The sequence below is a fragment of the Congregibacter sp. genome (assembly GCF_965662665.1).
Taxonomy (GTDB): Bacteria; Pseudomonadota; Gammaproteobacteria; order Pseudomonadales; family Halieaceae; genus Congregibacter.
In genome coordinates this window covers 71,260-93,004 of record NZ_CBFIIF010000001.1, presented here as the reverse complement: position 1 = coordinate 93,004, position 21,745 = coordinate 71,260, and the positions used below count along the sequence as shown (strand labels likewise).

Sequence of the window (21,745 nt, the reverse complement as noted above, 5' to 3'; positions counted from 1 at the left end):
ACGCTTGGCGCAAATCACTTTAACGGTAGGATTCCGGCCTATGCGGTGTCGCTGACCGAGAGAAATTCGAGTCGTCCGTCACCGTGGAGCACGCCCTGATCAATGCGCAGATCGCTACCCATGGCATCGTTGATCACTTTGCGATTGTGCGGATACAAGGGCCAGGGTGACTGGCTATGTACCGCAACCTGATTGTCACCGGCCATACCCATATGCCGGAGCTGCTGCTCAGTGCCGCGTTTATGCAGCATAAATCCGTGACCTCTGCAGTCTGCAGTGAGATAGCGTCGCAACAAACCGGAAAATGCAGGAAGAGCGTGCTCGTGAAGATGATTCAGAGTGTCCCAAAAAAACACGAGGTCATAGCGAAGGGCCCCCATGGATGACAATAAACCACTGAGCTCCAGCTGCATTTGCTGGTTTGACGGTGGGTCTTCCATACGGGCTTCGAGGCCTGCGGACCATTCCAGAAGACTGTCGGCCGCATCTAACACACAGAGCCGGCAGGAAAACTGATTGAAGAATTCCAGGCTGCCGCTGTGGGCTCGACCAAAGTCGAGAATATTGAGTGTGCGCAGCGACGCAAGACGCTTTTCGTCTAGCATCACGGGCAGCAGTCGACTCGCTATGGTCGTCGGGACCCCGTTGCGATCGGACTTTTTACCGGGCAGGCCGACCACGAGGATTGCTTATCCCGCCTTGTCGATACTGTGTACCTCGGGCGAAGCACTGGGTGCAGGTTTTGCCGCAACAGCGGGCTTACTGCCTCCCATATCGATACTGCCTTTAAATCGTCCGCCATCTTCAAGCATGACCCGCGGAGAACTTACATTGCCCTGAACGTTTCCAGAAGCACAGATGACGACACGTTCATTCCCATCGATATCACCTTTGACTTCGCCTTCGATGCGAACGGACTTGGCGCTGATGTTGGCCTGCACGCGACCGGATGTGCCCACTATCAGCTCATTCTCTGACAGGGTAATAGTGCCTGTTACTTCGCCTTCGACCAGCAGGTCTTCGCTGCTAATAATATCGCCGTTCACTTTAACCTTGGATCCGATCACTGCGAGTACTCCCTGTGGGCGCTTTGCCGTTGTAGTGGATTTATTCACGACGGATTTTTCCGGCGAGTTAGTGGCGGCGGGATTCGGGTCCGGCGCCTGCGGTTTGTTGCTTTTACGTTCAAACATCATTTCACTCTTTTGTTAAGACAGCTGCCAGTCCTGCAGTTCATCGGTCTGGCTGGGGGACTGGCATCCGTTATCGATATACGAGTGGATTATCTTGGTTCAGGCTTTTGCGCGTCGCAAGCGACGCTGTGTTGTCATCAAAAAGCCAAGGCCCAACAGCCCCAAGCCAGCGCCTAATGCCGCGTAGAGAGGCGATGCGGTTGTGGGCATGGAGACTACAGTCGCGGCCTCAATGCTGACCAATTCTTCATCGCCGTCGAAGGCGTCGTCTACTGCCAATGCAAAGCGATCTTCAGGGATGTAAACATTGAGTTCCTGCCCCGGAAGTAGTTCACCCGCGCTGTAGGTACGGCCTTCAATATTGGCCCGCCAGCTGTTGTCTACGGTAATGCTGCGTTGCGCTCCCTTAGAGCCGTCTGTGTGCTTAGGGCGGAAGGTTAGTCGGTTGCCTCGCACGCGTGTTAGCTCAATGGTGACTTTGGCGTAGAGCTCATCATTGCGGGCGTAGACCCCTTGGCAGGACAGTGCCATATCAGGATTTTCCGCCAGCACTTGGGCTGACCACACAAGGTCGTCACAAGTGGGGGCTGGAGCCTGTGCTAACACCTGACCGCTGAGTGCGAGGGCGATGGCTGCGCCGATAACATGTTTTTTCATAATGTAGCTCCTATCAGGAAGACTGCCCAGCGGTCGAGGGTGCCAGCACCGGTGCGGCGCGGACGAGGAATCGCTGAGGGGCATTTCCCGCGTAATAGAACGGGTAACAGGTAACAATGGTAAGGCGAGGGTCCTGCGTCTCTTGAAGATACTCCAGCTCGTCGGGCTCGATAACACGCAAGTCCTCTACAACAAAATGTCGTTCCCCATTGAGAGTATCCAGAACCAGAGTATCGCCGACAGCGACATCCTTAAGTATTCGAAAATACCCATCGCGATGTCCCGCTATGCCGATATGTCCCGGTTCATGAGGGTAGGCCATGCCGTCTATGACGCCAGCCCCGCGATCCATGTTCAGGTCGCTGGCGCTGTTGTATACAGGAACAGTCAAGCCCAGTGTGGGTGCTCGAAGGACGGCTAATACTGGGGCGTCTTCCGCGTCGATAGCCCGAAGATAAGCCTCTTTGCGAATGTCGGACCAAAGCTGCATGTCGGGAATGGCCTCGAGCGACTGGGCAGCTCTCACTTCACTACGCAGGAATACCGTGGCAACCAACGCCAGTAGCACCGCCCCTGTGAGATAGCAGGCGATCTCAAGGAACGAAAGGGGCGACGCTTTGTGAGACTGATTGTCTATATTCATAGCCGACACGTTAACGATTTCTGTAAGCGAGGAGATTAGCCGCAGTACTGGTAACTGCGCACTTAATTGTGTGTCTCCTGCCCCTACGTTAGACCCGAGAGACGGGAATCTCAAGTCGTAAATGAACCCTCCGCATCGCGACGGGTTTTTGTTGAAGCCGCGTATGACTGAGTGACAGTCAACACTCTCAACGATTTGGAGTAGCAAGATGAAGAAAAAACTGCTTTTTTGGACAGGTACCGTGACGCTACTGTCGTCAATTACGGCCATGGCTCAAGCTGAGGGCGGCATGCTGAAGCTGGACGCCGACGGCGATGGGCAAGTCAGTCGGGAAGAGTTTCAGCCCCGGGGTGATCGCGGCGGGCCAAGAATCTTCAAGCGGGCGGATGTCGATGGTGATGGAGAAATTACTCGCGACGAAATGCTGTCAGCTCTGGATACCTCTGACGAACGTCACAAGAACATGCGAAAGCAGCTTCCGCAAATGTTCGATCAAATGGATACGGACGGCAACGGCGTAGTCAGCCGTGGGGAAGCGCAGGATCACGCCTTTCAGCGATTGGATAGTGATGGTGATGGGTTCGTGAGTGAAGCCGAAGCGAAGAGCATGCATGACAAGCGTGGCGGACGACGGCATCGCCAGGGTGATGGGGAGCGTAGCCAGTCCCAGGACTGATCGCTGAGTTCAGGCTTGCATGAATCGGGAGCAAGAGGCACTGCTTGTGGCGCGCGTCGCCAAAGGTGATCGGGCGGCGTTCAGTGTGCTGGTCGAGGCGCATCAGCAGCCCCTTGCTCGTTACGCCAGACGAATGCTGTCTGATACCAGCGCAGCAGACGACATTGTCCAGGAAGCCTTCGTTCGTTTATGGACGCGCGCGGGCAGCTTCAACAGTGCGAGCGCACGGCTCACGACCTGGCTGCACAATATTGCTCATAATTTATGTGTGGACAGCTTTAGGCGTAATGCGCGGATGTCGTTTACGGACGATGATTCGCAGCTGGAGCAGCAAGAATCGGGTCCCGATTCCGATCTGGAGACCAAAGAAAAGGCCGATCGGGTGCGCAGCGCGCTCCAGCGGCTTCCGGAACGTCAGCGCGGTGCGCTGTTGATGTGTCACTACCAGGGATTGTCCAACCGGGATGCGGCAAACATTTTGGATGTATCGGTGGATGCGCTGGAATCTCTATTGGCCAGAGCACGCCGTCGCTTGAGAGAGGAGCTGCTAACTCATGATGACCCCTGAACGACTTCAGGAACTGTTGGATATTTATGGCAGCCGTGAAGAGCGCTGGCCTGAGGATCAGCGTGAGGGGATGCGGGCCTGCTTGGAGGCCTTTCCCGAGTTGCGCAGTCAACTCTTTACGGCGCGAGAGCTTGACGTGATGCTGGATAACTACGTGCCTGCTACCGCGGATATGGAGCAGCGAATTTTTGCGGCATTACCCAGATCTTTTGCAGACAGATTTTTGCAATGGTTGTTACCCGATGTGCCCCAGTTGTGGTGGCGTCCTGTCGTGGCAGCAACCTTGCCCCTGGTACTGGGCTTGGCGATTGGTTTGGAGTCTCAGGATATGGCTTCGGCAACCGACTGGGAGCTACAGGAACGGAACTTGCTGCTGTCCGCGACGGAAGAGAGTTGGTATGAATAGAAACAACATGATACTGGTCGCTTTGCTGATTTCTCTGGCTGTGAACCTGCTCATCGCTGGATTTGTGATCGGGAAAATGCGCGGTTCGCCCCGAGGGGCGCCGCCCATGGCCTGGATGACAGAACACATTTCACCAGAAACCCAACGAAGGATTCGGGGGCAGATGCGAGGGCAGCAGGAAGAGGTGCGCCCCTTGCGTGAAGATATGCGAAAGGCGCAGCTCGCGGTTCGTAAAGCAGTTTCTGCCGAGGATTACGATCCTCAGGCCTTGGAGCTGGCCTTACAGCAGTCCCGCGAAGTCAGCGCAAAGTATCAGGCCCTGATGCACAAGAATTTGGTGACCGTCTCTAAAGAGTTGCCGAGAGAGCAGCGTATGGCCCTAGCCAGAGTGGCGCTGCAAAGGGCTCAAAACGAAAAGCGGCCGCCACGCTCACCAGAAAGCATCCGATGATTGGGTCGGCCTCGATAGTGGTCTACTGAGCCATTGAGCCCGGGGGGAATCCCGCGAGTATTTCATTCACAATTTCCGTGAGTGCTTCGCCAGGATTGCGACGCATGTCATCAGTGATGCGCTTTGTGGCGACCCCGTGCCACGCGGGTTTGTGCTCGGTGACATCATAAATATCGATAGCCAGTGTGCCTTCGGTATATTGCTGAACGTCAACATTGGACCCACCGCCGTAAGCGCCCCCGTAATAGGAGCCGCCCCAGCCCCAGCCACCATAGTAAGGTCTGTAGGGTTCGGGATAGCTGTTCACTTTGATTTTATCGCGAGATCCTGAGGTATAGCCGATGGCAAAGTCGGCCTCTTCAGGATTAGCGACTATCCGAAACCCTTTGGCATTCAGGCTGTCCTCAGTAATACGCATTAAGCGACCCTCAAGAAGAGGAGAGATAGGAGGTGCGCCCTCGGCGCGCATCAAGGGATGATCGCTGATAAAGGCATAGGTTCTATAGCCGGAGAAGTCGATGCTGCTGTCGTAATCAATCACTGGGGGGTTGGAGCTGCAGCCGGCGATGGCCAAAACGACAAAAATCGCTAGGAAAGTTCTTGTCATGATAGGGGGCTCTGATTGTTAGAAGTGCGGAAACTACAAAGTGGCCACACAATATCACGCGACGTTGCTGACTAAAATGCGGAAGCTTGTGTTTCCAAGTGTGTAAGTCTGGTCTACGCTTGTCCCCGAACCCCGTCAAAATTAAAAACAACGGATAGGCGCTATGAATTCGGATATGAACATCGGTCAGTTTCTCGCAACCCGGGCGAGATTGAATCCGCAACAGGAAATGCTCTACGACGTGAAGGCGGAGCGCCGTGTCAGTTTTCAGGAAGAGAACGCGCGGGCCAATCAACTGTGTCATGCCCTGACTGGCATGGGGCTGGAGCCTGGCGACCGGGTTGCTGTGCTTGCCTATAACGGGCATCAGTTTATCGAGAGTTTTTTTGGGCCCGCAAAAGTCGGACTGGTAATCATGCCTTTGAATTGGCGCCTCACGGCCGATGAGCTGGCGTTTATTCTCAAAGACGGCGGCGCTAAGGCGCTAATTTTTGATACGGACTTTGTGGGGCTAGCAGAAGATCTGCATTCCAGGGGCGTGGTAGGTAGCGATGTTGAGCACTGGGTTGCCATTGGTTCCGAGGCTCCGGATTTTGCCAGGCACTACGAGCGCTTGCTGGCGCAGCAGCCGGTTGACGAGCCTGCAGAGCTAGCGGTGGCTGAGAACAACCTCTTTATCATGTACACCTCGGGTACCACAGGGCTGCCAAAGGGAGTGGTGCATACCCATGAAACCGTATTTTGGGCCATTATTAGCGTGGTTAATACGGGTGATCTTCGCGGTACGGATCGCTACCTATTGTTACTACCGCTTTTCCACGTAGGCGCTCTCACTCCCATGATCGGCGCGGTTTACCGCGGAAACACCATGGTCATATTGCGTGACTTTGATCCCCTGAAAGTCTGGCAGTTGTTTGAGTCCGAGCGCATTGATACCAGTCTCGCGGTTCCCGCCATGCTGAACTTTATGCTGCAGGTACCCGGGCGAGAAAAGTACGACCACTCCAGCGTAAGAAATATTATTTGTGGCGCTGCGCCGGTGCCCGTAGCGACTATCAACGCGTTCACAGACCTGGGTATAGAGATTCATCAGGTGTATGGCTTAACCGAGAGTGGCGGCCCCGGCTGTTTGATCGTCGGCGAAGACTCCCTGAGTCGTGTGGGTTCTGCGGGACGCGCGTTTTTTCATACCGAGGCAAAAGTTGTTGATGGGCATGGCGATACAGTAGCGGCGGGTGAAACGGGCGAGATTCTGCTTCGCGCTCGTCACATCATGAAGGAATACTGGAATCGTCCGGATGCCACCGCGGAAACGCTGCGTGACGGCTGGCTGCATACCGGCGACATCGCCACCATGGATGCGGAAGGTTTTGTCACGATTTGCGATCGCAAGAAGGACATGATTATTTCCGGTGGCGAAAACGTCTATCCCGCTGAAATCGAGAATGTCCTCATGCAGCACGATGATGTTGCGGACGCAGCGGTGATCGGTTTGCCCAGCGAAAAGTGGGGGGAAAGCCCCCTCGCAATTATTGTCCCCGGAAATGCTGCTCTGGAAGAAAGCTCGGTGATGGCTTTTTGCCAGGGCAAGTTGGCGCGATTTAAACAGCCCACCGCAGTGCGATTTGTAGACAGTATTCCCCGAAATCCCAGTGGCAAGATCCTTAAGAGATTACTTCGCGACGAGTTTTTGGCAGAGGGTGCGAATTAGGCTGCGCCCGCACTGGAAGTTTGTAAACAACGGGAACTAGCTTTGCGCTCAGTCAAACCATGCTGCGACTGACCCAGCGCAGCTATGCCGAGGCAGTTGAGAAACTTATTCTTGACGATGCGGATCTTGCACAGATCGTTCATCGTCACGGCGCGCCGAAACTCCTTTCTCGCCCGACCGGTTTTGCGACGCTGGTTTACATAATTTTTGAACAGCAGGTGTCGCTGGCTTCCGCCAAGGCCACTTTTGATAAAGTCTCCTTGTTACTCCCTGAGTTCAGAGAAGAAAACTATCTTGCCCTGTCTGATGTCGCGCTGAGGTCAGCGGGCGTCAGTCGTCAGAAAATTCGCTATACCCGATTAGTAGCCGAGGCGATAATTGCAGGGGATTTGCCCATTCAAACTCTGGGTCGCAGAGACGATGCAGAGGTTCGTGAATTACTCACGGCGGTGACGGGTATTGGTAACTGGACCGCCGATGTTTATCTTATGCTGGCACTGCGCAGGCCCGACTTATGGCCCGTTGGTGACCTGGCTTTGGTCAAGGCGGCCGTCGCGGTCAAACAGATTTCGGAAAAGCCTGACCCGGGCTGGCTGGAGAGCTTGGGGGAGCGTTATCGTCCCTATCGCAGTGTTGCCACGGGAATATTCTGGCGACACTACTTACACAGTTGAGGATACACTTTGAGCCATGATTGGCTTTAGGGCCGCCAGTCCATCACTTGGTGATCCATAAATGTGCTGGCTATGATGCACTCTGAAGGTTTGACGGTTCGCGGCTATGCGTAAAGCACTGAAATTTTTACATACCATCGGCGGTATTGGGCTCACCGGGGCGCTGGTTGTGCAACTGCTGATGTTACAAAACATGCCCCCCGTAGATTCGCTACTTGCCTATGCAACGGCTCGTGGACAAATGGGTTTAATCTCACAGTGGATTTTGTTTCCTTCGCTGGCCATCGTTTTGGTAAGCGGACTGCTTTCTATGGCCTGGACAGACGCCTTCCACAGTCAGGGCTGGGCATGGATGAAGTTAGCCTTGGGAGTCTCTGTTTTTGAAGGCACACTAATTGCGGTGCAGGGCCCTGCCACGCGAGAGGCCGCACGGGCAGCACAGGCTTTAGCCGGAGAACTTGATCCGGCTCTATTGGGTTTAACCGCGGTTTCGGAGTGGAAATCCACACTGGTTATCCTCGGGGTTGCCATCGCCAATGTAGTTCTCGCAGTATGGCGGCCGAGATTTAGCGCCAAGAAGCAGGCCTTGCCACAGTGAGCAGTTTCTCAAAACAATGGCGACCTATCACAGCATTGCTCTTGTGCATGCTGTCGTCTATCGCAGTGTCGGCAACGGTGCTCCGCTTGCATCCACCGGACAGCCAGCAGCTGAATTTCGCGGCTCTATCCGCCATTGCTACGGAAGAGAGCGGGGTTAGCCTGCAGCCTGATTCGAGTGACGTTAAGGGAGATGATCCCGTAGAGTCGCTTCTTGATGGTTCTGCACAGTTAGCGATTGTGGAGAATACCCGTGGCTTCGAGGCGGGATTGCGCAGTATCTTGCCCCTTTATCAAAGCGTAGTGCACCTGGCTGTGCGCAAAGACCTGCGTATAGACGAGTTCGATGCTTCGGGTAAAACGCTCAGCTTACAGATAGTAGATAACTCGCATACAGCCCGCATCGTGCTTCGCCTTCTCTTTGAGCGAGCGGAAGAGCTTCCCGAGCGCTATGAACTCTGGGAGCCTGGCGATGCAGGCGCCCCGGACGTCCTGTTTTACGTCGGTCCCATTAACCCCCGTAACACGGCCTGGTTTCCCGATGGATTTACGCTCGTGCCCCTATCAAGGTTTGATGCTGCCGGTGCAGAGTTTTATATCGATGGCATCAGTTTCCTCGTCCCGCAGTTGAGCTCGACACGGATTCCAGCACTGACTTACTCGCTGCCAGGTAATGAGGTGGGTATCGATGCGCTGGCGGTTGACATGGTGCTGGTAGCGCACAAATCCGCCGACGAGACAGCCATTTATCAGCTCACTCGGGTGCTGATGGAGCAGAAACAACGCTTCGCTGCTGTGGAACCTACACTTTTCCGCTGGATGGGGAGTGACTTTAACGCGAGGGATCTTACCTATCCTTTGCACCGCGGCGCACGGCAGTACTTCGAGCGCGATGAGCCAGGTTTCCTGGAACGCTACGCAGAGTCACTGAACTTTCTGGTTTACCTGGTGGTGCTGCTCTTCACCGGCGCCTTAGCCTTTGGCCGCTGGCGAGCCCGACGACGTAAAGATCGCATAGACGGGTTTTATCTTCGCGTATTGAATCTGCGCCGCGGCGCTGGATTCGAGGATCCCCGGCAGATGTTGACTGAGCTCGAGCAGATTGAAGACGACGCTTTTACGGGGCTGATTAATGAGCGACTGGCTGCCGATGACAGCTTCAGGATATTTACGGAGCTTGCGGAAGGGCTGCGAGTGGAGCTAAAGGCGAATCTCGCAGACCGTCGTTCTTCTACACCAGACCAATAAGCTCGGCGGGTTCGATGTCGGTTTGCTGAGCATAGCGCACACAGTTATGCCCTGCGCTTTTTGCCGCATAGAGGCCATGATCCGCAGATTCAAGTAAGGATTTTGTGTCATGCCCGGTGTCCTGCACACTCGCCACCCCAAAACTCGCCGAAATTGGAACACTATCGGCTCCTGAGTTTCCAATCGCCTGACGCAGGCGTTCAGCGAGGCGCAGCGCTGCAGAAGCGGGTGTGTCCGGGAGAATAACTGCAAACTCCTCACCGCCCGTGCCGGCGACGACATCAATACGCCGGGCGGTTTCGGTCATCACCCGCGCAGCAGAACGCAGCACGGCATCGCCTACGGGATGCCCGTAGTTATCGTTGAGCGCCTTGAATTCGTCTATGTCCAGGACGACAAGGGAGAGTTCTCGCTGGTAGCGTTCAGATCGTGCAACAGCAATCGCCAGTTCAGCATCGAAGGCCCGTCGATTGAGTATCCCGGTTAATCCATCGGTGCGTGCCAGCTGATTGGAATCGCGCAGAGCGTCAAGGGCCACGCTGACCAGAGCGAAAAGGCCAATACCGGCGAAAGCGGTGGGCAAAAAGCTCAGATAAAAAACCCAGATCGCGTTGGGGTCACTCCTGGCACTGCTCATACCGACCAACATGCTGGCAACGGAGATCGGCAGAATAAGCGCAATCCAGACGATCAGCGCATAGTCGCCAGCATTTTTCTGCCCGCGCTTATGGTAGATGCGCCAGGCGCTGAACACGGCGCCTACGGTGATAGATGCAGCGGCAAAGGGCACATGCGCCCCGCGATGGAAGCCCAGTAGAAGAACACCCAATACGGGCACTATCCACAGCGCGAAGAGGCCTGCCATGAACCAGCGATTGACATCGTAGCCCGCGCGCAAGCATAGGCCCCACCACAGAGCCAGGATACCTACAGCGCCAATACCATTAAGTAGCAGTAGACTGAGGTCTGCTTCTGCATTGTCTTGGGGAAGAAAAGCTGCCAACAACCAGGTTATCGCAGTGGCACCAAAAGCAACGGCAAATACCCTGGCAGCAACAAAGCTCGCGCTACCTACGGCCAGCATAACGCTCGCGATCGCCAGCAATGCGCAAATGAGCACAGTGCTCATGAGAAACGTAAAATAAGGGTCAAGCACCATGGGAGAGCATTGTCTCTGGTCGGTTGACGCGGATAATAGCGCGGATTTTTATTGAATAGGAGACAGGAATTGTCGACTGTGCCTCAGTTATACACCGATCGTCTCTATTTGCGTGGGCATGTTGAAAGTGACCATCCTGCGGCAACATCTATCTGGCAGCATCCCGAGGTCTATAACTTTATTACCGGGTCCCCGCTGAGTTCTCAGGACGTTTGGATGCGCCTACTCCGCTACGGAGGGCTTTGGGACATGCTGGGCTACGGCTACTGGGCGGTAGAGGAGCGGGCGACGGGGAAGTACATCGGCCAATTGGGCTTTGCTGATTTTAAACGGGGCCTTGTGGGTTTTGATGGGCATTACCCGGAAGCCGGTTGGGCACTTCACCCGGACGCCGCCGGTAAAGGCTACGCAACAGAGGGCATGCAGGCCGCCTGCGCCTGGCTTGATCAACAGACTCTGCACGGGCGGAGTTTCTGCATTATTTCTGCAGACAATCCGCGATCAGTGAAAGTGGCGGAAAAGCTCGGCTACCGCTATGTTCTCGATACGCTGTTTGGCGAAGAAAAAACCGCAGTCTATTTTCGCCAACAAAGCCCGTGATTGAACAAGCGCAGGTCGACTAACTTTCTGTTGCTCTAAGCTGACGCAGACTTGAGCTGACCTAGCATTTCGGCCATTTTTCCATGCAGCATTTGCATGGCTTGCAGTGGCCGAACCATCACGCGAAATTCACAGATACGACCATCTTCGGCAAAGCTAATAATGTCTACGCCGTTGATGAGTATGCCATCCACCGTACATTCAAATTCCAGTACTGCGTGGGCGTCGCTGACGAGCTCTTTGGTGTAGTGAAAGCTCTCGTTAAACACATTCATTGCGCCGGTTAAGTAGAGCACAGTGATGTCGCGCCCCCTCTGCGGAGTGTGTACTACCGGTGACAAGAAAACGCAGTCCTCCGTCAGTAGATCGGCTAAGCCCTTATGGTTCTGGTTGAGCACCATGTCATGCCAGCGTTGCAAAACATTCATAGGAGTAATCCTGCGCTTCAGCGTGTAGAGTTCAGGGTATGCGGTACCCGTATGGCTTGTCTGTCACTGTATAGCGAACAACGTATTCAGTAAAAGAGTGTCCTTCAAGTCCGACAACACGATAAGCAGAGACAGTGGTGCGCGTGACAGAAACAGACTTGGCCCCAGACGAATTGCGGCATCGAGTGTTCCTCGAGCGCTTGAATATCTTCTACGAGAGCCTGTCCGTCTCGGTATTCGCGGTGGTTCTGAATACCTTTTGTTGGGTTACCTGCTTTGGACGCCGGAGAACAGCATCTCAGTGCTGAGTTGGTGTGTCGTCACTCTTACCATTGCCGTTTATCGAATAAGCTGCACGCTTCGATACCGGAAAAGCTCTGTAGCGGAGCGAGAACGTTCCTCAACGCGCTGGTATCGAGAAATGATGCTGGGTGTACTGCTGTCAGGACTGGCCTGGGGCGCGGCGGGCTTTCTGTTGTATGACCCCCAAAACATGCTGAATCAATCGCTGCTGGCCTTCGTCATTGCGGGTATGTGCGCGGGGATTATTGTCAGTCTGTCAGCCTTTATTGAGGCAAGTGCTGCCTTTCTAGCGACTTCTCTCTTGCCGTTCATCGTGCGTTTATTGGTAGAAGGGTCCTCCGAAAATCAGGCCATGGCATTCATGGCTGTGCTCTACCTCATTATGATGACGGCCTTTGCCAGGCGAGTGAATCTGACAGTTATTGGCGGCCTGGAGATGACCTATCTTCGCTCACAGGCAGAGGAAACTATTCAGCGACCGGCACTTTTTGATGACCTCACCGGTTTGCCGAACCGTCGCTTGCTGCAAGATCGTCTTGGCCAGGCGCTCGCCAGAGCGCGACGCAGCAATACCCAGGCAGCGCTGCTTTTTCTCGATCTGGATTTCTTTAAACGGGTGAATGATTCCCTGGGTCACAGTGCGGGTGATCAGCTGCTTGTGGAGGTGGGTCGGCGCTTAAGCAATTTCCTGCGCGATGCTGACACTGCGGCGCGTCTGGGTGGGGATGAGTTCGTCGCCTTACTCGCTGATATTGAAGGTGGCACTGAACATGTGGTGTCCATAGTTCGTCGTCGGGGTGAGGCCCTGCGGCGTGCCATCGAAGCCCCCATCGACGTTCAGGGGCACCAGGTACATATCACCGTGAGTATTGGTGTCAGTCTTTTACCTGATGACACCAATGATGTTGATGACCTGTTGAAACACGCTGACACCGCGATGTATCGCGCGAAGGACGACGGTAGAAACACCCTGCGTTTCTTCGTGCCGGAAATGCAGGCCTCACTGGCCGAGCGCATGGATATGGAGCGAGAGTTGCGCGGTGCTTTGGATGCCAACGAGGGTCTTGAGCTGTATTTGCAACCTCAGTACACAGATCAAGAGGTGATTTGTGGTGCTGAGTTATTACTCCGGTGGAATCACAACGGCACGTTCGTGCCGCCGGATGTGTTTATCCCGGTCGCAGAAGACTCCGGGCTTATCTATCAATTAGGTGATTGGGTCCTTGAGAGTGCCTGCCGTATCGGTGCCCGTCTTCAGAATGAACTTCGTGATCGAGAGTTTTCCCTGGCCATAAATGTAAGCCCGCGACAGTTCAGCTAAAAGAGTTTTTCCGAAAAAGTGCTGCAGGCCATCGATAATCACCAGTTAACCCGAGGGCTTATCGAACTCGAGCTAACCGAAGGTCTCTTAATCGAAGACGTGGACGATACGATCTCCAAGAGGCTGTCCTTGCGCACGAGCGGGGTGCGTTTCTCTATTGATGACTTTGGAACGGGGTACTCATCCCTGCGCTACCTGAAGTCATTGCCTCTGGATAAGTTAAAGATCGACCAGTCCTTTGTTCGCGACGTACTCACGGACTCGGGAGATGCGAGCATTGTTCGAGCGATTGTCTCTATGGCCCGCACCCTTGAGCTGGAGGTGATTGCTGAGGGTGTCGAAACACAGGCCGTCAGGGACTTCCTCATTAGCGCGAACTGTCTGCGCTTTCAGGGCTATCTTTATTCTCGCCCCATTCCCTTCGAAGATTTCCTAAAGCTGCTTGAGGAAGAGCGAGAGCGGATAATTGTTTAGGGCTACCGAGCCCAGTTGATGCACTAAAACTGGTTGAGATCAGTCGGGTACTTCGGCGGCTGTGAGACTACCAAGGCTGTCTCGAATCGCGCCGGGCGCTCCTGAAATCTTCATGAATGTGCCCATACCCAAATCAGGGAAGGCCAGGGCGATACGAAATTTTCCAGCCAGCGCATAAACATCGCTGCCGGATACAAGCAGCGCATAGGGTAGGTGGGCTGTATGCCTGAGAACGTCGGTGTCCGTCGTTGCCATGACGTCCCTATCGTTGCCGTCGCCACTGCCAATACCCACGCCGAAGAGGACTTCTTCGCGGTTGGGAATCGCGACCTCAAACACAGCGGTCAGTTTGTCCTTATTGTTTGCCAGGTTCTGTCGAATGGCGACTAATGCAGCCTCGTGACTGGGAAAGCTGCCCAGTTGGTCGTGATCTTTGAACTTGGGCATCATCATCATGTAACGATAGGAGGAAAGCTTTTTCTCGGAGAGCCCTTTCTTTGAACCAAATGCCTCGCTGTCACCGAGCAACTCACGCAGAGCTGCACTCACCGTATCAAGAGACCCCACTTGCAGCGCTGTTCCCCAGTATGCAGGAGTGGCGTAGCTGCGCTGCACAATGTCATCGACCTGAGTCATTCCAACTCTGAGCACGGCAGCGTAACCGCCAAATTCCCGCGAAGACGCGGCTTCAAGAAGCGCGGGATGGGTGATGGCGATGACAGTCGCTCCCGGGTATGGGCTGTACTCTCCTACGACTTCAAAGTCGCTCGTTTCCAGTACCGCGCGGGTAGTTTCGACGGCTTCGCTGAGCGGTCCTTGCATCGACTCTATAAGTTGGTAAGGACGAAGAGGGTCGTCGGCAGAGGCTATGGGCGCAATGCAAACAAAGAGGGTGATGAGAACTCGCGACAGCTTGGACATGAGGGATGCTCTTTTAGTATTAAATTATACAAATACACTAATATAAATTTCGATGTATGTATATGTGCGCGCGGGAAAGCCGGACCCCCGGCTTTGGGCGATTCAGGGGTAAAGGGTTGAAACAGGTGGTTTAGGCAGCGCTGGCGCTAACTACTCTTCGGGCCCGAAGCTAGCCACTAAAGTTGTCGACGATTTGCTGCACACGACGGCCGTGAGTGCGATCGGACAGGACGTGCAAGAGTCCGCCGAGTTCAAGGCGGCGCAGATAGTCGGGAAGGTAAAAGAAGTCCGGAGTATCCTGAGCAAGGAGGTTAAAGTCCTCAAGGTCTTTGAGTCCGCCATAAGCAACTTCATCACCAACGCGACAGGCAATGTAAAGGATGAGGTCCTCACGCTGGTTCTTTGTCTCCCGTTCATTGTCAGCGGGCGCCCAAGTCAGTGGCGTCAGTGAGTGACGCAGCGCGTCGCAGAGGTCATCGGGAAGGCCCCACTGTCGCACCAGCATTGAACTGAGCACCGCAGAGTTCGCCATCACATCGCGTTGCTGGGTTTCGACGCGACCCAGAAGGCCGGTTTTGGGGGCGTAGATCACCGACAGGTCCGGACGTGCGGAAATCAGCGCAAGATCACCAATGTTCACCAATAGGGCTCGTGTGGCGTGCACCGATGGGTGCTCCAGACCCAGAGCGGTGGCGTAGGCCTGGGCCGTAGCACTGGCTACGTAGCTTGAGCGCCAGATACGCATGTAAGCCGCTTTTTGCACGTCGGTTTCAAACTTCATGACTTGCCCAACGGTGCTCTGTAAGACCAGGCCTCGCACCATAGTGGTGCCAAGGTAAGCGACGGCGTGCTCAATGCTGGATATTGGGCTACTTAGGGCGAAGGCGGCGGAGTTGACTACCCGAAGTACGTCAGCGGAGAGTGTGGGGCTTGAGAGGATAGCTTCTCGAAGTTCCTCCGGATCATCAAGGCCACTGGTCAGGCGATCCACTAAAGGAGGTGGCTGTCGGAGGTTCTCGACCAGTTGCTGAATGTCCTCGAGTTCCAGCTCATTAAGATGCTCTTCCATGACCAGGAAGAGATCTGCGAGGCTGTCCGGGGTTTTTCTGTCCGCCAAAGCATTCAGGGCCTGCTCGTCGGCGCTGGGAGCTTCTACGGCAATTGTTGCGGCAGGACTCGGGATCTCTACACTCGATTTTGTGGAGGGCGCGGGGCTGTCTTTTTTGTTGCTCCGCTTAAACCAGTTCATTTCTGACTCCCAATATCGCGAAATTTCAGCTCTTAAGTGAGTCGCGTAAAAAAGCCATCAGAGATGTTTTTTGTTCCTGACTCATACCTGACACAACGTCATGAACTCCCGGCGGCCAGTGCTCGGTGACATCGCGATCATCAAAGAGATAGTAATTGAAGAAATGCCCCCATGCACTGCGTTGTGCGTCGGGCAGGCCGCGAAGTCCCATAATACTGTGAAGCAAACTGTCTTTTGGTGAGACCCCGCTTGCGGGTACCCCGGAGAACCAGTAGTTCACTAGTAAGTTAATGTTTTCCAATGATTCGACGGCGTGCCACCAGGGAGCGGGAATATAGATCGCATCGCCAGGCTCCAGCACCACTTGCATAGCGCTATCAAGCGCCTCGGCATAGCGTGGAAAGCGGTCTAGGTCCGGAGCACGAATATCGACCGTACTGATGGGCACACCTCCCGGCGCACCGAGAATGGGGCCCAGATATAAATTATGGATTTGCTCTGGTGGAAAGAGCGTAAATCGACGACGACCGCTCACAACGCAGGCGATATTGTCTTTGACGTCAAAATGCGGCGCTACAACCGCACGGTTGCCCAGCCAAAAGGTGGGCTTAGTCTCATGATCTAATAGCTCTAGGGTGTTCTCCTGCGTGAAGCCCGGCAGTGTCTCCTCGACGTCGGCTGCTTGAACGGCAATTGCCGGCGGGGCCGACAAATCGCATGCGCGAAGGAGGTGCTCCACGGTGGAACGCAAACCAGAAGCCACGTTGCCAAAGTTGACGCCCCGAAATTGTTCATCGTAAAAAAAGCGTCCACTTATTCTCGGGTCGCCGACGATGGTATAGACGGGCTTTCCGCTATCACGCGCCACCAGGTAATCCAGCAGCGCGGCTGGCGACTCCCTGTTACAGCTAACGGCAGGCCAGTCACGCACCAGTCCCCGAAACACCGCCGGTTTATAAAGGGGCACAACCTCCGCCTCGAATTCGGCGCGGGTCACATCTTTCCATGCCGGGGGTTCAGGAATATTTGTGTGGGTTTGAGTGCGCACGCTCGAAGTGTACATGTTTGGAACCACTCGGTTCACGGTCTGGGGATGCCTGAGATACCGGGGGCGAAAGTGCATTGGTATCGTCTGTCGGCCCCCAGATTTGCCTGCCTAAATACCCGCCTATTGGCTCTCCCAATGCGGGCCGTTTTCCTGTACCCTTCGCCAGCTAATTTTTGCCCCCCAAATTTAAACCCTTGAGAACCATCATGGCTGACTTATCGCTTTACAGAAATATCGGCATTTTCGCGCACGTAGATGCCGGCAAAACCACGACCACCGAGCGTATTCTTAAGCTCACCGGTAAAATTCACAAGACCGGTGAAGTGCACGACGGTGCCGCCACGACGGATTTCATGGAACAGGAGCAGGAGCGGGGTATTACGATTCAGTCCGCTGCGACGACCTGTTTCTGGAAAGACCATCGTCTGAACATCATTGATACTCCGGGACACGTTGACTTCACCGTCGAAGTTTACCGTTCATTAAAAGTACTCGATGGTGGCGTGGGCGTATTTTGTGGTTCTGGCGGCGTAGAGCCCCAGTCAGAGACAAACTGGCGTTATGCCAATGAGTCAGAAGTCGCGCGTATCATTTTTGTGAACAAGCTTGATCGTATTGGCGCAGACTTTCTGCGTGTTGTTGATCAGGTAGAGAACGTGCTGGGTGCAAACCCACTGGTTATGGTCCTGCCTATTGGTCGCGAAGATGACTTTATCGGTGTTGTCGACCTCCTGACTCGCAAGGCGCACGTTTGGCCGGATCCGGGCAATCCAGAGAAGTTCGATATCACTGACGTCCCCGAAGATATGGTCGACGAAGTGGAAGAGTGGCGCGAAAAGCTTATCGAGACTGCGGTAGAGCAGGACGATGATCTTATGGAAGCGTACCTGGAGGGCAATGAGCCTTCTATGGACGATATTAAGCGTTGCATCCGCAGCGGTACCCGCAAGCTGGACTTCTTCCCAACTTATTGTGGCTCGGCGTTCAAGGATAAGGGTGTTCAGTTGATTCTGGATGCGGTTGTCGACTACCTGCCCGACCCAACAGAAGTCGATCCGCAAGATCTTACCGACGAGCTGGGTGACGCCACAGGAGAGAAGGCCCTGGTCTCGACCGAAGAGCCTCTGCGCGCACTGGCCTTTAAGATTATGGATGACCGTTTTGGCGCCCTTACCTTCGTACGCCTGTACTCTGGTGTTCTGAATCGTGGCGACACGATCCTCAACTCTTTTACCGGCAAAACCGAGCGTATCGGCCGTATGGTTGAGATGCATGCCAACGATCGAAACGAACTGGAGCGAGCGCAAGCTGGCGACATTATCGCCATCGTGGGTATGAAGAACGTTCAGACAGGTCACACGCTGTGTGATCCCAAGCACCCTTGTACGCTGGAAGCGATGGTGTTCCCGGAGCCTGTGATCTCTATCGCAGTTGCGCCGAAGGACAAGGCCGGTGCCGAGAAGATGGCTATCGCTATCGGCAAGATGGTCGCCGAGGATCCTTCTTTCCGTGTTGAGACTGATGAAGACTCTGGTGAAACCATTCTCAAGGGAATGGGCGAGCTGCACCTGGATGTGAAGGTCGATATTCTCAAGCGAACCTATGCTGTTGAGCTTGATGTTGGTAAGCCGCAGGTCGCGTACCGCGAGACTATTACCATGGAGATCGACGACTCCTACACGCACAAGAAGCAGTCTGGTGGTTCAGGCCAGTTCGGTAAGATCGATTACCGCATCCGTCCGGGCGAGCCTGGCTCAGGTTTTGCGTTCTCTACATCTGTCGTGGGCGGTAACGTTCCCAAGGAATTCTTCCCTGCGATTGAGAAAGGCTTCAAGAGCCTCATGGGCGAAGGTACGGTAGCGGGCTTCCCGGTACTCGACGTCGAAGTTGAAGTTTACGACGGCGGTTTCCACGCCGTTGACTCCTCGGCGATCGCCTTTGAATTGGCGGCCCGCGGCGCGTTCCGTCAGTCTATGCCCAAGGCCGGCGCTCAGTTGATCGAGCCCATCATGAAGGTTGATGTGTTCACTCCAGACGATCACGTAGGTGACGTCATCGGTGACCTCAACCGTCGTCGTGGCATGATCAAGGATCAGGATGCCGGTGCAACAGGTGTTCGTATAAAGGCTGAAGTGCCTCTCTCAGAGATGTTTGGCTACATCGGTACGCTGCGCACAATGACCTCTGGTCGTGGTCAGTTCTCCATGGAGTTCTCGCACTACCTGCCATGTCCTGCAAACGTGGCAGAGACGGTGATTGCCGAAGTGAAAGAGCGTAAGGCGAACGCCTAAACGCCCAGCGATCGAAGAAATGCCGGCACAAGTTGCCGGCTTTTTTTTGTCTTTTTTTAGCTCTTCGGAAGCTCAATGAGTAGCGTAGCAACGCCCGCGGTCTTATCTCTCACAGTCAGCACTCGCGACCCGGGTTTTCGTCCCTTGCGGACGTCCGATACGTTAAAACCGGCGTTACTTAGGCGGGAGCGGCTTGCGTCGGCGTCCTCCACCCGCCAGGTTAGCCCGTAGAAGCTGTCAGCAAGAGCACGGCTTTCGGTCTGATCACCTAGCTGCGCGGGGGTCTCCTGCTTTAGCTGTTCAAAGACCTCCACTATCAGGTCCCCACAGCGAAAGAACATGAGTCGAGCGTTCCACTCTTGACGGCTCATATCCATGCGCAGATCTAAACCCAGTTGGGAGCCGAGTAAAAAAGCGGTGCCCTCGGATTGCGCAGAGGCGATGACGATATGATCGAGTCCTCCCGGCGGTTCTGGAGCAGTCGTTGCGGATTCTTTTGGCTGTTCCAAAAATGCTATCTGAATACCTCTGGTATCCGCCTCGTCAGCTCTTCGCAGCGGCTGCGTATCGGAGGAATTTTTCGTGTCTAAGGCATTCTCCATGGACGTAATGCCTACCCGATCCAGGCGCCGATGGAGCCGCGAGAGACTATCAACCGCGAAGCAGACTGCCTCCAGGCCCTTGGCTTGCTCTGACGCTACAAGATGAACTGCGACGTTAGGGGTGCGAAATATCGATGAATGCCTGCCGCCCTGGCTGACTTGCTGCACCGGCGGAATGTCGAGGAGTGCGGCGTAGTTAGCCGTCTCCCTATCCAGATCGGCGACGCTGATGGTCACATGGTCTATAGCCAGAATGGGGGATGTCATTGGTCACTCCGTTTGGGACTCTGTCCTCTGGCGCTGATTTTCACACAAATTTCGAAACGCGTTTATAGGATTCAGCAACTTCGATGAGGCGCCCTAATGGATCGTAGGCACGATTCTTTTGGTAATGCGTCCGAGCACGGTTAAAGTGACCCAATGAATGAATCAATAGTGACTACGGGCCATAGCCTGGCCCTCTATCAACGCGTGGGTCTTTTTTTGGGGCCTGCCATCTGCGTAGGCATGCTGGTCTTTGGGGCGGGGCAAACTGCAATGCCCGATGCCGCATGGAAAGTGTCGGCCATAGCGATCTGGATGGCGATCTGGTGGGCCACGGAAGTCGTGCCGGTAGCCGTCACCGCGTTCTTGCCCCTGGTGACCTTTGATCTGCTGGGTATCGCACCTATGCGGGAGGTAGCTGAAAGCTATGCGCATCCCATAATTTACCTGTTCCTCGGTGCGTTCATGCTTGCCATTGCAGTAGAGAAGTGGTCCCTGCACCGGCGCATTGCGCTCTGGATTCTTGCGCGAACGGGCACCGATGGAAAACGCCTGATGTTGGGATTTATGTTGGTGGGTGCTTTGCTGTCCATGTGGATGACCAACACCTCTACGACCATGATGCTGCTACCCATCGCGGCGTCCGTGGGCGCGCTAATTGCCGAGCAGGCGTCCCACAACAGTGAGTCTGAGGTGCGGGAGTTCCAGATTGCCCTGATGCTTGCACTTGCGTATTCAACCACTATCGGCGGCTTGTCGACGCTGGTAGGTACACCGCCAAATGTTTTTTTGGCGGGGTTTCTGGAGGACACCTACGGCATCAGCATCGCCTTTGCGGATTGGATGATGATCGGGGTTCCCTTGTCAGTGGCTTTGTTGCCTCTGGGTTGGTGGATACTGACGTCAGTGGTTTACCGCATAAATATCCCTGCAAGCGAGGAGACGCAGAGTCTTATTACTCAAATGCAACGAGACATTGGCGTCATGTCAGCACCGGAGAAACGCGTGGGGCTGCTGTTTCTCTGTGTAATTTTCATGTGGATGTCGCGCTCTGCGCTATCTGCACTTCCTGGCCTTGGCGGCCTAAGTGACAGTGGCATTGTGATGGCAGCGGCGCTGCTGCTGTTTCTCATTCCCAGTGGCAGCCCCGGCGGGGGGCCTTTGCTGAGCTGGCCAGATGTGAGCCGCCTTCCCTGGGGCGTGCTGATTCTGTTTGGCGGCGGCCTAAGCCTCGCGGCACAGGTATCGGGATCGGGGCTGGCTTTGTGGTTGGGCGAAGGCTTATCACTATTGGGGTCCATGGGCCTCATCGTCATCGTTCTGGCCTCGGCGGGACTGGTGGTGTTCCTCACGGAGCTAACCAGTAATCTCGCTACTGCCGCTACATTTTTGCCGGTAGTGGCGGCGATCGCTCTGCAGTCAGGCATTGATCCACTGGTGCTGTGCGTGCCCGTGACACTGGCTGCGAGTTGCGCGTTTATGCTGCCCGTCGCAACCCCGCCCAATGCGATTGTGTACTCTTCAGGCGTACTGCGTATTCCGGATATGGTGCGCGCCGGATTTATTATGAATTTGGTAGCCCTGGGCCTGCTGACGATTGTTGCGGTGTGGTTGGTACCTGCAGTGCTGATCTAAGTAAGGGTTCGCGTAGATC

Annotated in this window: 22 protein-coding genes and 1 pseudogene; 12 read left to right on the top strand and 11 right to left on the bottom strand. The window is 54.8% G+C overall.

Annotated elements, in window-relative coordinates:
* Positions 1-38: 38 nt before the first annotated feature.
* The 4 genes from ACTG39_RS00440 to ACTG39_RS00425 form a co-directional block, all read right to left on the bottom strand.
* Positions 39-680 (bottom strand): hypothetical protein, encoded by a 642-nt coding sequence (locus ACTG39_RS00440; RefSeq protein ID WP_439105542.1) that lies wholly within the window; start codon positions 678-680, stop codon positions 39-41.
* Between the two features lie 9 nt (positions 681-689).
* Positions 690-1,193: a bactofilin family protein gene (locus ACTG39_RS00435; RefSeq protein ID WP_439105541.1), complete on the bottom strand. Its 504-nt coding sequence runs from the start codon at positions 1,191-1,193 to the stop codon at positions 690-692.
* Between the two features lie 99 nt (positions 1,194-1,292).
* The gene (locus ACTG39_RS00430; RefSeq protein WP_439105540.1) at positions 1,293-1,850 is read right to left on the bottom strand and encodes a hypothetical protein; all 558 of its coding nucleotides are present in this window, start codon (positions 1,848-1,850) and stop codon (positions 1,293-1,295) included.
* Positions 1,851-1,863: 13 nt separating this feature from the next.
* Positions 1,864-2,493, bottom strand: a complete 630-nt coding sequence (locus tag ACTG39_RS00425; protein ID WP_439105539.1) for a class D sortase — start codon at positions 2,491-2,493, stop codon at positions 1,864-1,866.
* 208 nt (positions 2,494-2,701) lie between these two features.
* Here ACTG39_RS00425 and ACTG39_RS00420 point away from each other — a divergent pair, with 208 nt between their 5' ends.
* Genes ACTG39_RS00420 through ACTG39_RS00405 form a run of 4 tightly spaced genes read left to right on the top strand, consistent with a single transcriptional unit; the run spans position 2,702 to position 4,594 of the window.
* Positions 2,702-3,169, top strand: coding sequence for an EF-hand domain-containing protein (locus ACTG39_RS00420; protein WP_439105538.1), 468 nt, complete (start codon positions 2,702-2,704; stop codon positions 3,167-3,169).
* Between the two features lie 19 nt (positions 3,170-3,188).
* Entirely contained in the window at positions 3,189-3,737 is a 549-nt protein-coding gene (locus ACTG39_RS00415; RefSeq protein WP_439105537.1) for a sigma-70 family RNA polymerase sigma factor, read from the top strand.
* On the top strand, positions 3,724-4,143 hold the full coding sequence (locus ACTG39_RS00410) for a hypothetical protein (RefSeq protein ID WP_439105536.1): 420 nt from the start codon (positions 3,724-3,726) through the stop codon (positions 4,141-4,143). Before ACTG39_RS00415 ends, ACTG39_RS00410 begins: the two co-directional genes overlap by 14 nt.
* A complete protein-coding gene (locus tag ACTG39_RS00405; RefSeq protein WP_439105535.1) occupies positions 4,136-4,594 on the top strand; it encodes a periplasmic heavy metal sensor in 459 nt (152 codons plus the stop codon). The genes ACTG39_RS00410 and ACTG39_RS00405 overlap by 8 nt, the downstream gene beginning before the upstream one ends.
* Before the next feature lie 22 nt (positions 4,595-4,616).
* On the opposite strand, the gene ACTG39_RS00400 is transcribed toward ACTG39_RS00405, so the two are convergent.
* The gene (locus tag ACTG39_RS00400) at positions 4,617-5,201 is read right to left on the bottom strand and encodes a DUF4136 domain-containing protein (protein WP_439105534.1); all 585 of its coding nucleotides are present in this window, start codon (positions 5,199-5,201) and stop codon (positions 4,617-4,619) included.
* A 163-nt stretch (positions 5,202-5,364) separates the two neighbouring features.
* Here ACTG39_RS00400 and ACTG39_RS00395 point away from each other — a divergent pair, with 163 nt between their 5' ends.
* The 4 genes from ACTG39_RS00395 (at position 5,365) to ACTG39_RS00380 (ending at position 9,431) form a co-directional block, all read left to right on the top strand.
* Positions 5,365-6,912, top strand: coding sequence for a long-chain-fatty-acid--CoA ligase (locus ACTG39_RS00395; RefSeq protein WP_439105533.1), 1,548 nt, complete (start codon positions 5,365-5,367; stop codon positions 6,910-6,912).
* Positions 6,913-6,971: 59 nt separating this feature from the next.
* Positions 6,972-7,586: a DNA-3-methyladenine glycosylase family protein gene (locus ACTG39_RS00390; protein WP_439105532.1), complete on the top strand. Its 615-nt coding sequence runs from the start codon at positions 6,972-6,974 to the stop codon at positions 7,584-7,586.
* A gap of 106 nt (positions 7,587-7,692) precedes the next feature.
* Positions 7,693-8,184, top strand: a complete 492-nt coding sequence (locus ACTG39_RS00385) for a hypothetical protein (RefSeq protein ID WP_439105531.1) — start codon at positions 7,693-7,695, stop codon at positions 8,182-8,184.
* The gene (locus ACTG39_RS00380) at positions 8,181-9,431 is read left to right on the top strand and encodes a TAXI family TRAP transporter solute-binding subunit (RefSeq protein ID WP_439105530.1); all 1,251 of its coding nucleotides are present in this window, start codon (positions 8,181-8,183) and stop codon (positions 9,429-9,431) included. The genes ACTG39_RS00385 and ACTG39_RS00380 overlap by 4 nt, the downstream gene beginning before the upstream one ends.
* Here the strand turns inward: ACTG39_RS00380 and ACTG39_RS00375 are convergent.
* On the bottom strand, positions 9,415-10,560 hold the full coding sequence (locus tag ACTG39_RS00375) for a diguanylate cyclase (protein ID WP_439105529.1): 1,146 nt from the start codon (positions 10,558-10,560) through the stop codon (positions 9,415-9,417). The genes ACTG39_RS00380 and ACTG39_RS00375 overlap by 17 nt on opposite strands.
* A 108-nt stretch (positions 10,561-10,668) precedes the next feature.
* On the opposite strand from ACTG39_RS00375, the gene ACTG39_RS00370 reads away from it, so the two are divergent.
* Positions 10,669-11,190, top strand: a complete 522-nt coding sequence (locus tag ACTG39_RS00370) for a GNAT family N-acetyltransferase (protein WP_439105528.1) — start codon at positions 10,669-10,671, stop codon at positions 11,188-11,190.
* 35 nt (positions 11,191-11,225) lie between these two features.
* On the opposite strand, the gene ACTG39_RS00365 is transcribed toward ACTG39_RS00370, so the two are convergent.
* Positions 11,226-11,618, bottom strand: a complete 393-nt coding sequence (locus tag ACTG39_RS00365; RefSeq protein WP_439105527.1) for a nuclear transport factor 2 family protein — start codon at positions 11,616-11,618, stop codon at positions 11,226-11,228.
* 421 nt (positions 11,619-12,039) lie between these two features.
* Here ACTG39_RS00365 and ACTG39_RS00360 point away from each other — a divergent pair.
* Positions 12,040-13,716: pseudogene (locus tag ACTG39_RS00360) on the top strand (putative bifunctional diguanylate cyclase/phosphodiesterase).
* A 39-nt stretch (positions 13,717-13,755) separates the two neighbouring features.
* Here ACTG39_RS00360 and ACTG39_RS00355 read toward each other — a convergent pair.
* From ACTG39_RS00355 to ACTG39_RS00345, 3 genes are all read right to left on the bottom strand, one after another.
* Positions 13,756-14,637, bottom strand: a complete 882-nt coding sequence (locus tag ACTG39_RS00355) for a hypothetical protein (protein WP_439105526.1) — start codon at positions 14,635-14,637, stop codon at positions 13,756-13,758.
* 169 nt (positions 14,638-14,806) lie between these two features.
* Positions 14,807-15,886: an HDOD domain-containing protein gene (locus ACTG39_RS00350; RefSeq protein ID WP_439105525.1), complete on the bottom strand. Its 1,080-nt coding sequence runs from the start codon at positions 15,884-15,886 to the stop codon at positions 14,807-14,809.
* 25 nt (positions 15,887-15,911) lie between these two features.
* Positions 15,912-16,949, bottom strand: a complete 1,038-nt coding sequence (locus ACTG39_RS00345) for a cupin-like domain-containing protein (RefSeq protein WP_439105524.1) — start codon at positions 16,947-16,949, stop codon at positions 15,912-15,914.
* Positions 16,950-17,140: 191 nt separating this feature from the next.
* Here ACTG39_RS00345 and fusA point away from each other — a divergent pair, with 191 nt between their 5' ends.
* The gene (gene fusA, locus ACTG39_RS00340; protein WP_439105523.1) at positions 17,141-19,225 is read left to right on the top strand and encodes an elongation factor G; all 2,085 of its coding nucleotides are present in this window, start codon (positions 17,141-17,143) and stop codon (positions 19,223-19,225) included.
* 56 nt (positions 19,226-19,281) lie between these two features.
* On the opposite strand, the gene ACTG39_RS00335 is transcribed toward fusA, so the two are convergent.
* On the bottom strand, positions 19,282-20,094 hold the full coding sequence (locus ACTG39_RS00335) for a VOC family protein (RefSeq protein ID WP_439105522.1): 813 nt from the start codon (positions 20,092-20,094) through the stop codon (positions 19,282-19,284).
* A gap of 153 nt (positions 20,095-20,247) precedes the next feature.
* On the opposite strand from ACTG39_RS00335, the gene ACTG39_RS00330 reads away from it, so the two are divergent.
* Entirely contained in the window at positions 20,248-21,726 is a 1,479-nt protein-coding gene (locus ACTG39_RS00330) for an SLC13 family permease (RefSeq protein ID WP_439105521.1), read from the top strand.
* The last annotated feature ends 19 nt before the right edge of the window (positions 21,727-21,745 follow it).

What these genes read in the sequence shown, in the direction of transcription:
- ACTG39_RS00435 (WP_439105541.1), bottom strand. Translation starts at nt 1,193, where the DNA reads ATGTTTGAACGTAAAAGCAACAAACCGCAGGCGCCGGACCCGAATCCC.
- ACTG39_RS00430 (WP_439105540.1), bottom strand. Translation starts at nt 1,850, where the DNA reads ATGAAAAAACATGTTATCGGCGCAGCCATCGCCCTCGCACTCAGCGGT.
- ACTG39_RS00425 (WP_439105539.1), bottom strand. Translation starts at nt 2,493, where the DNA reads ATGAATATAGACAATCAGTCTCACAAAGCGTCGCCCCTTTCGTTCCTT.
- ACTG39_RS00420 (WP_439105538.1), top strand. Translation starts at nt 2,702, where the DNA reads ATGAAGAAAAAACTGCTTTTTTGGACAGGTACCGTGACGCTACTGTCG.
- ACTG39_RS00415 (WP_439105537.1), top strand. Translation starts at nt 3,189, where the DNA reads ATGAATCGGGAGCAAGAGGCACTGCTTGTGGCGCGCGTCGCCAAAGGT.
- ACTG39_RS00410 (WP_439105536.1), top strand. Translation starts at nt 3,724, where the DNA reads ATGATGACCCCTGAACGACTTCAGGAACTGTTGGATATTTATGGCAGC.
- ACTG39_RS00405 (WP_439105535.1), top strand. Translation starts at nt 4,136, where the DNA reads ATGAATAGAAACAACATGATACTGGTCGCTTTGCTGATTTCTCTGGCT.
- ACTG39_RS00400 (WP_439105534.1), bottom strand. Translation starts at nt 5,201, where the DNA reads ATGACAAGAACTTTCCTAGCGATTTTTGTCGTTTTGGCCATCGCCGGC.
- ACTG39_RS00395 (WP_439105533.1), top strand. Translation starts at nt 5,365, where the DNA reads ATGAATTCGGATATGAACATCGGTCAGTTTCTCGCAACCCGGGCGAGA.
- ACTG39_RS00390 (WP_439105532.1), top strand. Translation starts at nt 6,972, where the DNA reads ATGCTGCGACTGACCCAGCGCAGCTATGCCGAGGCAGTTGAGAAACTT.
- ACTG39_RS00385 (WP_439105531.1), top strand. Translation starts at nt 7,693, where the DNA reads ATGCGTAAAGCACTGAAATTTTTACATACCATCGGCGGTATTGGGCTC.
- ACTG39_RS00375 (WP_439105529.1), bottom strand. Translation starts at nt 10,560, where the DNA reads ATGAGCACTGTGCTCATTTGCGCATTGCTGGCGATCGCGAGCGTTATG.
- ACTG39_RS00365 (WP_439105527.1), bottom strand. Translation starts at nt 11,618, where the DNA reads ATGAATGTTTTGCAACGCTGGCATGACATGGTGCTCAACCAGAACCAT.
- ACTG39_RS00355 (WP_439105526.1), bottom strand. Translation starts at nt 14,637, where the DNA reads ATGTCCAAGCTGTCGCGAGTTCTCATCACCCTCTTTGTTTGCATTGCG.
- ACTG39_RS00350 (WP_439105525.1), bottom strand. Translation starts at nt 15,886, where the DNA reads ATGAACTGGTTTAAGCGGAGCAACAAAAAAGACAGCCCCGCGCCCTCC.
- ACTG39_RS00345 (WP_439105524.1), bottom strand. Translation starts at nt 16,949, where the DNA reads ATGTACACTTCGAGCGTGCGCACTCAAACCCACACAAATATTCCTGAA.
- fusA (WP_439105523.1), top strand. Translation starts at nt 17,141, where the DNA reads ATGGCTGACTTATCGCTTTACAGAAATATCGGCATTTTCGCGCACGTA.
- ACTG39_RS00335 (WP_439105522.1), bottom strand. Translation starts at nt 20,094, where the DNA reads ATGACATCCCCCATTCTGGCTATAGACCATGTGACCATCAGCGTCGCC.
- ACTG39_RS00330 (WP_439105521.1), top strand. Translation starts at nt 20,248, where the DNA reads ATGAATGAATCAATAGTGACTACGGGCCATAGCCTGGCCCTCTATCAA.